Origin of the sequence: Providencia sp. PROV210 (genome assembly GCF_028479445.1) — a bacterium.
In the GTDB taxonomy this organism is placed as follows: Bacteria; Pseudomonadota; Gammaproteobacteria; order Enterobacterales; family Enterobacteriaceae; genus Providencia; species Providencia rustigianii.
Genome location: NZ_JAMPNQ010000017.1, coordinates 23,529 through 30,905, shown reverse-complemented (window position 1 = coordinate 30,905; position 7,377 = coordinate 23,529). Strand labels below are relative to the sequence as shown.

Annotated in this window: 7 protein-coding genes; 4 read left to right on the top strand and 3 right to left on the bottom strand. The window is 42.2% G+C overall.

The genetic code is table 11. The annotated features are described in order from the left end of the window. A partial coding sequence (locus PR761_RS14145) for a hypothetical protein (protein WP_148449428.1) occupies positions 1–610 on the top strand: 610 nt, incomplete at its 5' end. 79 nt (positions 611–689) lie between these two features. Here the strand turns inward: PR761_RS14145 and PR761_RS14140 are convergent. Both PR761_RS14140 and PR761_RS14135 read right to left on the bottom strand, forming a co-directional pair. Continuing rightward, the gene (locus tag PR761_RS14140; RefSeq protein ID WP_006815178.1) at positions 690–1,517 is read right to left on the bottom strand and encodes a phosphoenolpyruvate hydrolase family protein; all 828 of its coding nucleotides are present in this window, start codon (positions 1,515–1,517) and stop codon (positions 690–692) included. A 14-nt stretch (positions 1,518–1,531) separates the two neighbouring features. Next, positions 1,532–2,749 carry a Tm-1-like ATP-binding domain-containing protein gene (locus PR761_RS14135; RefSeq protein ID WP_039855185.1) on the bottom strand — a complete coding sequence of 406 codons (1,218 nt, stop codon included), beginning with the start codon at positions 2,747–2,749 and terminating at the stop codon, positions 1,532–1,534. 376 nt (positions 2,750–3,125) lie between these two features. On the opposite strand from PR761_RS14135, the gene PR761_RS14130 reads away from it, so the two are divergent. After that, entirely contained in the window at positions 3,126–3,761 is a 636-nt protein-coding gene (locus PR761_RS14130; protein ID WP_006815176.1) for a TetR/AcrR family transcriptional regulator, read from the top strand. A gap of 195 nt (positions 3,762–3,956) precedes the next feature. Next, positions 3,957–4,997 (top strand): AbrB family transcriptional regulator, encoded by a 1,041-nt coding sequence (locus PR761_RS14125; protein ID WP_154610687.1) that lies wholly within the window; start codon positions 3,957–3,959, stop codon positions 4,995–4,997. 51 nt (positions 4,998–5,048) lie between these two features. Here PR761_RS14125 and PR761_RS14120 read toward each other — a convergent pair whose 3' ends face one another. Continuing rightward, positions 5,049–5,396, bottom strand: coding sequence for a YacC family pilotin-like protein (locus PR761_RS14120; RefSeq protein WP_006815174.1), 348 nt, complete (start codon positions 5,394–5,396; stop codon positions 5,049–5,051). A gap of 313 nt (positions 5,397–5,709) precedes the next feature. Between PR761_RS14120 and cueO the strand changes: the two genes are divergently transcribed. Continuing rightward, complete coding sequence (cueO, locus tag PR761_RS14115; RefSeq protein ID WP_112837282.1) at positions 5,710–7,356, top strand: multicopper oxidase CueO; 1,647 nt, start codon at positions 5,710–5,712, stop codon at positions 7,354–7,356. Positions 7,357–7,377 lie beyond the last annotated feature (21 nt).

Sequence of the window (7,377 nt, the reverse complement as noted above, 5' to 3'; positions counted from 1 at the left end):
GATGAATTATGGTTTTTCTCTATTTTATGTGGGCTTTATTATTTCAGTTTGGTTTTTTCCTGAAAACTACAGTGTCGAAATTATTTATAACCTCACTTTGATCCTCATCTTCGAATTTATTTTGGTGCATTCTGGCGTATTTATGTCAGTGTTCCAAAATATCAAAGTGCTTTTAGGCTTTGCATTATTTTACGGTGTCTTTGCTCTGGCGATTAATGCCGCTGTGCTGGGGGACTCTCCGGTGATCCTTTATTTATACAGTGCGACGGTTATCAATCGCATGCTATTTGGGATAACCAGCCGGACCGACAGTGAGCGCCAAGAAAATTTGCTGTATTCTGCCTTAATGGCCGTGAATTTTATGTTTAGTATTTTTTTCACGATGTTTTTATCATGGTTGGTGCCTTATGGTGGGCTTACTCCTGAATATCTTGAATCTATCCATTATTTAAACTCAATTGGTTCGGGTGGGGAATTTCCTGAAAAACCGCATGTTGCTTTTGCCTTTGGTGTCCTTTATTTCTCTTTACCGGTTGTGTTGCCTGCGCTGTTTGGCTGGATAAATTGGCGGAATAAGCGAAAACATTTGGATGTTGAACTGGAAAATTAAAGTCGTGAATCCAGACAAAGAAAAGCGCCTACCGAAGTAGGCGCCCTGGTGTTGGCAAAAAATAAAAAAGAATAAAAAACTAGCGAGTAATTGATTTAAATTTTTGAGTAGTTTCTGTTAATGCAACTTCAGTTGGTAAACGTTCCATAGAACTCGCGCCATAAAAGCCGTGGCAGTCTGGGCAATTCGCTAAAATAAACTCAGCATCTTCAGGTGTCGCAATAGGGCCACCATGGCACAGCACGATGACATCATCGCGTACAGATTTTGCTGCTGTCGCCCAATCATTTATTAGCGCCACACAGTCTTGCAGTGTAACTGCGGTTTCTGCACCAATGTTGCCACCGGTTGTCAGTCCCATATGTGGCACGATGATATCGGCCCCCGCTTCTGTCATGGCAATGGCATCTTCACGGCTAAAGATATAGGGGGTAGTTAATAACCCTTTTTGATGAGCCATGCGGATCATATCCACTTCTAAACCATAACCCATTCCCGTTTCTTCGAGGTTAGCTCGGAAGTTGCCATCGATTAGACCGACAGTTGGAAAGTTCTGGACGCCCGCAAAGCCAGTCGCTTTGATGTCATCGAGGAATTTATCAAACTGGCAGAATGGATCGGTACCGTTTACGCCAGCAAGGACAGGCGTGTGTTTTACGACAGGTAGCACCTCTTTTGCCATATCCATGACGATTTCGTTGGCATTACCATAGGCCAGCAGACCTGCTAAAGAACCGCGTCCTGCCATGCGATAACGACCTGAGTTATAGATAACGATAAGGTCAATACCTCCAGCTTCTTCACATTTAGCTGAAAGCCCCGTTCCAGCACCGCCGCCAATAATTGGCTCGCCACGGGCTACCATCGCTCTGAATTTATTCAGTAAATCTTCGCGATTATGTTTCATGTATCAACCTCTACTTATTGACAAATTTCCTGGTGTAATTCAATGACCTGTTCACAAAATTCAGCAGAATTAATGTGATATGGACTTAATATTAATTGACGTTTTTCTGTTGTTATTAGGTTTTCAGTTAATGCGTCGATAAATGCGCTATCTGCTTTGGGATCCCAGAATGGAGCCCCATCAATATCTAAAGCAGAGAAGCCAGCCGTAGGGATAATAAAACGAATTTGTCCCTCACATGCATTCAGTTTTTCTGCAATCCAATACCCCATCTGGCGGTTTTCTTCTACCGTGGTTCGCATCAGTGTGACTTGCGAATTGTGGTGATAAAACTGCCTATTTTTATATTGTTCTGGCACGGAAGATGGGCGACCAAAGTTCACCATGTCCAATGCGCCACATGACAGCACACACGGTGTTTGTGTTCGAGCAATGGCACCAAAACGGTCTTCATCACAAGCCAAAACGCCGCCAAATAAATGGTCACAAACTTCAGTGGTGGTGATATCTAAAACTGAATCCAATAAACGACTATCAATCAGTTTTTCCATCGCTTTCCCACCGCTGCCCGTTGCATGGAAAACTAAACAATCATAGTCGTGCTCTAATTTTGCCGTTAATTGTTGGACGCATGGGGTTGTAACCCCGAACATGGTTAAGGCAATCGCAGGTTTAGACTCGACGGCACTGTCTTCGCCATCATCAAACCATACGGCTCCTGCAATTTGATTAGCTGCATTTTTCAGGACTTTTCGAGAAATGACATTCAGGCCAGAGACATCGGTAACGGAGTACATCATCGAGATATCACTTGCGCCGATATAACCTGAAATATCCCCTGATGCCATCGTGGAAACCATCAGCTTAGGGATGCCAACGGATAATATTTGCATGGCTGGAGTAATTAATGCAGTTCCACCTGAACCTCCCAATCCGATAATGGCGGCAACATCGGTTTGAGCGGCAAGGTACAGGCTAAATGCCTGAGCCATTGCTTCAATAGCTCTACCTCTATCACCACAAAATACCGCATCAGTCCCTTGAGGATGGAAACTCGCGATTTCGGTTGAAGTCACATCAGCCTGTTTTTCTAATTGTGTCGGTTGGGTCGTTAAGTCAACAGTACGTACTGCAAGCCCTGCTTTTTTTATTAATTCACTGACATAAAATAGCTCAGCGCTTTTGGTATCGAGGGTGGTTGCAACATAAATAAAGCCCTGGTGTTTTGGCATAGAAAAATCCTTTTGTGTAGGGTGTTTAGTTGAATTTTTCATCTCATTGAGACTAAAGTATCATTTTTTATTAATTAAAAATGAGACTGTAGTCTCATTATGCTATTTTCTTACTTGGATAATCGGTGCGTGAACTGTATCTTATTGATTAAACATAATAATTATTATATAAAAAAGCATTAAACATAAATTATAATAATGTTTTTCATCAGTTTATATTTTAATATAATAATTTATTGCATTGTATTTATAGCTTAATTTTATAAACTAACACAGCTGAATAAGTAATTAATGAGTAAAAATGCTTATCGACGAATAGGTATTGTTAAAGATATTGTCTAAACTCATTTGAACGGCGGATTTTAAGGATAAAGATATGCCACAAAGTCATCTTGTGCCTGATTATAAAGGAACACGCAAACGCACTTATAACCTTTTAGTGTCGACGGCGGTCGAATTGTTTGAAAAAGGGGCGATGCCATCAGTTTCTGAACTTGCCATTGAAGCGGGTGTTTCTCGTGCTACCGCCTATCGCTATTTCCCAACTCAAAGTGATTTAATCGCCGCGACAGTGAATGTCAGCTTAGGTCCTATTTTGACGTGGAAACCTGAAAGTGAAAAAACGGAAGAGCGCATTGATGAGTTACTGCGTTATGCTTTTCCTCGAATGTTTGAACACGAAGGCGTATTGAGAGCTGCGTTACAGACTTCTTTACAGCAGTGGGCGCTAGGTCGTTCATCACCCACACCGGCTCCAAGAGATAAACGTCTTGAACGTGGAAATCGTAAAGACATTTTGGCCATGGTCACTTCACCGATGAAATCGGAATATCCCGAAGAAGTGATCGATAAAGTGATCAAGGCATTTTCTGTTATTTATGGTTCTGAAATTTTTCTGGTATTGAAAGATATTTGGAAGTTAGATAATGAACAAGTGACGGAATTAGCGCAATGGATGGCAAAAGCAATTATTAACCAAGCCGTTGCCGATAAGCAGCAAATCGAAAAATAAAGGGTGGGGAACGACCAATACAGACTTAAATATTCGTCTATATTTGAGGGCGATTTTAAGTACAAAATCTGAGAATAGGTCAAACCCCAGCCAATAATCCCTATGATAAGTAATTCAGCACACTCAGCCTCAACCTTTTGCATTATTGTGATATAAATTATTTTAATTACTCATAATCTCAATGGTTAATGCGCGATGATCAAGCTGATAAAAATGATAGTGGGCATTGCTATCTGTGCCGTTGTGGGTGGTGTATTGACCTATATTGGCATTCCATTAGCATTAATGTTTGGTCCGATCATCGCCATCATCATTTTTAATCGCTTGGGTTTTTCATTTCCGATCCCCAAACATACCATCACTTTTGTTCAAGTTACGTTGGGCAGCTCCGTCGGTTTGATGTTTAATCAAGTTTCTCTCAAAGAGGCAGATAATTTATTACTGCTTTTGATGACCTTGGTTATCTGTTTGGCGGTGCAGTTTTCATTTAGCTACTTTTGGTTTTATCGCAAAGTTGGCTGGACAAAGCAAGAAGCCATGCTCGGTTCGGTACCAGGAGCAATGGCGGCGATCCTTGCGTTAACTGACCATACCCACACACCACCTCAAAAAATTGTTATTTCCCATACGATTCGATTGATTATTCTTATTTTTCTGGCGGGAATTGTGGTGGGAAGTGAGGGAGATTCTCAACCTCTATTTGAGTTACCATCATTAACGCTAGAGTCAACTTTCTGGCTATTGGTCATAGTGGTTTCAGGCTTCATTGCTGGATTAGTTTTACAGCGTTTAAGAGTTCCAGCCCCTTTTATGCTGACATCATTGGCAGCAGCCACATTAATTCAAGGTTGGATTGATATTCAGCTTAGTTTTCCGCTGATGCTAACGGAACTCAGTATGGTATTGATTGGAATGAATATCGGTAACCACTTTATTGTTTTTCCGTTATCTGCCCTAATAAAAAATATTTATTCCTCTGCCCAAGTGGTAGTTATTAATATCATCTTGACGTTTTTTATCACGGTCTTTGCCTCATGGCTGACGGGGTACGATATTGCGGTGTTATTGCTGGCTTGGGCGCCGGGCAGTATGGAGGCCATGACGTTTGCCGCAATTACCATGAATTTAGATGCTGGATTTGTGATGTCGAATCACATTATTCGTATGGTGATTATTCAAACAATCCCATCGGTAGTGTTATTTTTGCAGGAGAGAAAAAATAAGCGGAAAGAATAAAGGGAAACACGTTGGGTAAGGTCACATGTTTCCGAAGCTTTAACGTTTAACTTACTTCACGTAAGCAAATAGCCCTAAAGAGTCACGCGCTAAAGATTGGCATTTGAAGTCTTGAGCTAATGGGATCCCTTTCAGATCATCATAACTTTCTTTGTTCAATTTGCTCATTTTGTTGGAGTTATAGTTGCTCAAGTCCCATTTATTGCTTTTGGCAAAGTAAACAATCGCCCGTTCAATTTCACGATCAGGGATTTGGGTATACCCGCAATCATATTTTAAATAAATAAAAACCGCGGTGAGGTCGGCGAGATCTTCGGCTTCGTTCGGCGCAAGGGCTTTCGCTGAGTGAGTCACACCAAGCAGCATCATGAAGTAGGATATTAATATAAATTTTTGCATTCGCTATTCTATCTGTTTTTTATATCAAGTTACATTAGCATAAGAACATAGCCACGATACATCAAGTTACCCTATTTTTTTAAGGTAATTATGTAAGTCTAATTATTTAATGTATAGAACTGTTAGGCAATTCTAACTTTCTTAAAGCTATGTAATAAACCCATATTAATATCGTGGATTTATTGACCTTCCTGTAGGGGGAAGCTTTATCATCATCAGCATTAAAACACGTTTTGCTTGGAAAGGGCAATTTCTGCCTTGTCATCCTGTGCTCACTGATTGTTGATTCTGGTAAAGAAAAGGAAGGTTATCTATGTTACGTCGTGATTTTCTCAAGCTGAGTGCAATAGCATATGCTGCTAGCGCATTACCTGTTTGGAGTCGCGTTGCTGTCGCCGCAGGGAATTATCCAACTCTCGCTATTCCACCATTAGTTGAGCCAGATGCGCAGGGTAATATCCAAATTGCTATCAAGCAGGGCATTTCACAATTTGTCCCCGGTAAGAAAACAACAACGTGGGGATATAACGGCGATTTACTTGGACCTGCATTAAGCCTGAAAAATGGTCAATCTGTTAATATCAACATCACTAATCAGCTACCGGAAGAAACTACTGTGCATTGGCATGGGCTAGAAATTTCGGGTGAACAGGATGGTGGACCTCAAGCGATTATTGCTCCCGGTGCTAGCCGTAAAGTTAATTTCACAGTTGATCAACCTGAAGCCACTTGCTGGTTCCACCCTCATACTCACGGAAAAACCGGTTACCAAGTGGCGATGGGGCTGGCGGGATTAGTGGTAATCAAAGATGAAAATAGCTCAAAATATGGGTTGCCAAGTACATGGGGCGTGGATGATATTCCGGTTATTTTGCAGGATAAGCGCCTGAAAGATGATGGACAAATCGATTATCAACTGGATGTAATGAGTGCGGCTGTGGGTTGGTTTGGGGATATGATGCTCACCAATGGTGCGGTGTACCCTAAGCATGTAGCACCAAAAGGTTGGATCCGCCTAAGACTTCTCAATGGTTGTAATGCCCGTAGTTTAAATGTGTCCACCAGTGATGGGCGCAAAATGTATGTCGTCGCAAGCGATGGTGGTTTACTTGCAGAGCCGATTGCATTAACCGAGTTACCTATCTTAATGGGCGAGCGTTTTGAAGTCCTCATTGACGTATCTGATGGTCGCGCTTTTGATCTTGTGACTTTACCCGTTAAGCAAATGGGCATGACAATTGCGCCATTTGACCAGCCACTTCCTGTATTGCGTGTCGAAACGACGTTAAGTGCAGGTGATGGGAAATTACCGACAGAATTAGCTGCACTTGCTGCTATCCCTTCATTGACCGGGCTTAACCGTCGTAAATTCCATTTGATGATGGATATGCGTTTGGATATGCAAGGTATGATGATGTTGCGTGAAAAATACGGTGCTCAAGCTATGGGGGGCATGGGCGGCCATGGTGGCATGATGGGCGGTATGGATCATAGCAATATGGGAAATGGAAACATGAGCCAAGGTAACATGAACCACGGCAATATGAGCCAAGGTAAGATGGGCGGAATGCAAGGTAATGGGGGGCATTGCGGTACCGGCACTGGTGATTTAGATATCCACAATGCAAATACTATCAACGGGCAAGTTTTCTCGATGACGCATCCTGCCTTTGATACGCCGTTAAATCAGCAAGAGGTTTGGGTTATTTCGGGTCGTGGAGACATGATGCTGCACCCATTCCATGTGCACGGTACGCGCTTTAGAATTCTGAAAGAGAATGGGCGTCCTGTAGAGCCACATCGCCAAGGCTGGAAAGATATTGTTAGAGTTGAAGGGCAGGTGAGCGAAGTGCTGGTGGAGTTTAAGCATAAAGCAACGCCTCAACATCCTTATATGGCGCACTGCCATCTGTTGGAACACGAAGATACTGGCATGATGATGGGCTTTACTGTGAGTTAATCGTGATGGTTGCAGTGGCTG

Excerpts from the sequence above, each read along its gene's own strand:
- PR761_RS14140 (WP_006815178.1), bottom strand. The coding sequence starts at position 1,517 with ATGAAACATAATCGCGAAGATTTACTGAATAAATTCAGAGCGATGGTA.
- PR761_RS14120 (WP_006815174.1), bottom strand. The coding sequence starts at position 5,396 with ATGCAAAAATTTATATTAATATCCTACTTCATGATGCTGCTTGGTGTG.
- cueO (WP_112837282.1), top strand. The coding sequence starts at position 5,710 with ATGTTACGTCGTGATTTTCTCAAGCTGAGTGCAATAGCATATGCTGCT.
- PR761_RS14130 (WP_006815176.1), top strand. The coding sequence starts at position 3,126 with ATGCCACAAAGTCATCTTGTGCCTGATTATAAAGGAACACGCAAACGC.
- PR761_RS14135 (WP_039855185.1), bottom strand. The coding sequence starts at position 2,749 with ATGCCAAAACACCAGGGCTTTATTTATGTTGCAACCACCCTCGATACC.
- PR761_RS14125 (WP_154610687.1), top strand. The coding sequence starts at position 3,957 with ATGATCAAGCTGATAAAAATGATAGTGGGCATTGCTATCTGTGCCGTT.